At 45.3% G+C, this 1363-nt stretch carries 1 protein-coding gene; it reads right to left on the reverse strand.

Features of this window, described 5'->3' with window-relative positions:
- On the reverse strand, positions 1-1363 hold a 1363-nt coding region (locus FHK88_RS14505), incomplete at both ends, for a hypothetical protein (RefSeq protein ID WP_227429430.1).

Here is a 1363-nt window from a genome sequence, read left to right on the forward strand (position 1 = left end):
TCTCCCCCTTTCCCTTTTCCCCTCCCCTCCCCTTTTCCCTTCTCTCTCTCCCCTCTTTCCTTCCTCCTTTCCCTTTCCCTTTCTTTTTTTCTTCTTTTTTCTCCTTTCCCCCTTTTCCTCCTCCCTTTTTTCTTCTTTTCTTTTTCTTTCTTTTTCTCTTCCTTCCTCTCCCCTCTCCTTCCCTCCCTCCCTCCCCCTTTTTCCTCCCTCCCTCCTCCCCCTTTTTTCCTCTCTTTTCCCTCCTCTTTTTCTTTTTTTCTTTTTCTCCCCCTTTCCTTTTCTTTTCTCCCTTTCTTTTCTCCCTCTCTTTCCCCCCCCCCCCTTCTTCTTCCTTTTTTTTCCTTCTTTCTTCTCCTTTCTTTCCCCCCCTTCTTCTCTTCTTTCTTTTTTCCTTTTCCTTCTCTTCTCTTTCTCCCTTTTCCTTCCCCCTTTCTCTTTCCTCCTCCTTTTTTTTCCCTCTTTCTTCCCCCCTTCTTTTTCTTTTTTTTCCTCTCCTCTCTCTTTTTCTCTCCCCCCTCTCCTCTCCTTCTCCTTCTCCTTCTCCTCTTCCTTCTTTTTTCTCTTTCTTTCTTCTTTTTTCTTTCTTTTTTTTCTCCTTTCCTCTTCTTTTTCCCCCCCTTCTTTTCCTTCCTTCCTTCCCCCTTTTTCCCCCTTCTTTTCTTTTCTTTCTTTTTCCCTCCCTTTCTCTCCCCCTTCTCCCTTTTCTCTCTCTTTCTCCCTCCTCTTCTTTCTTTTTTTTCTTTTTTTTCCTTTTTTCCTCCTTTTTTTCTTTTTTTTTCTCTTTTCTTTTTCTTCCCCTCTCCCCCTCCCCTTCTTTTCTCCTTCTCTTCTCCTCTCTCCTCTTCTCCTTTCTTTCTTTTCCCTCTCCTCTCTTCTCTTCTCCCCCCCCTTCCCTTTCTCTTTCCCCCTTCTCCCTTTTCTCCTCCTCCTTCTCCCTCTTTCCCTTCCCCCTTTTTCTTCTTCTTCCTTCCCTTTCCTTTCTTTCTCCTTTTTTCCCTTCCCCCTTTTTCTTTTCTCCTTCTTCCTCCTTTCTCTTCCCTTTTCCCTCTTCTTTCCTTTTTCCTTCTCTTTTTCCTTCTCTTTCCTCTCTTCTTTCTTCCCTTTTCCTCCTTTCCCCCCCCTTCTCCTCTCCCTCCCCTCTCCCTTCCCCCCCTCCTCTTCTCTTTCCCCCCTCCTTTTTCCTCTCCTCTTTTCCCCCCCCTCTTTCTCTCTCTCTTTTCCCCTCTCTTTCTCCCTCCTTTTCTCTTCCTCTTCCTTCCTTCCCCTCTCTTTTTCCCCCTCCTTCTTTTTTCCCCCTTCTTTTTCTTCTTTTTTTTTCTTTTTTCTCTCTCCCCCCTTTTTCTCCCCTTCCCTCTTTTCCCTC

It is taken from the genome of Psychrobacter sp. I-STPA6b, from assembly GCF_020662265.1.
Lineage (GTDB): Bacteria > Pseudomonadota > Gammaproteobacteria > Pseudomonadales > Moraxellaceae > Psychrobacter.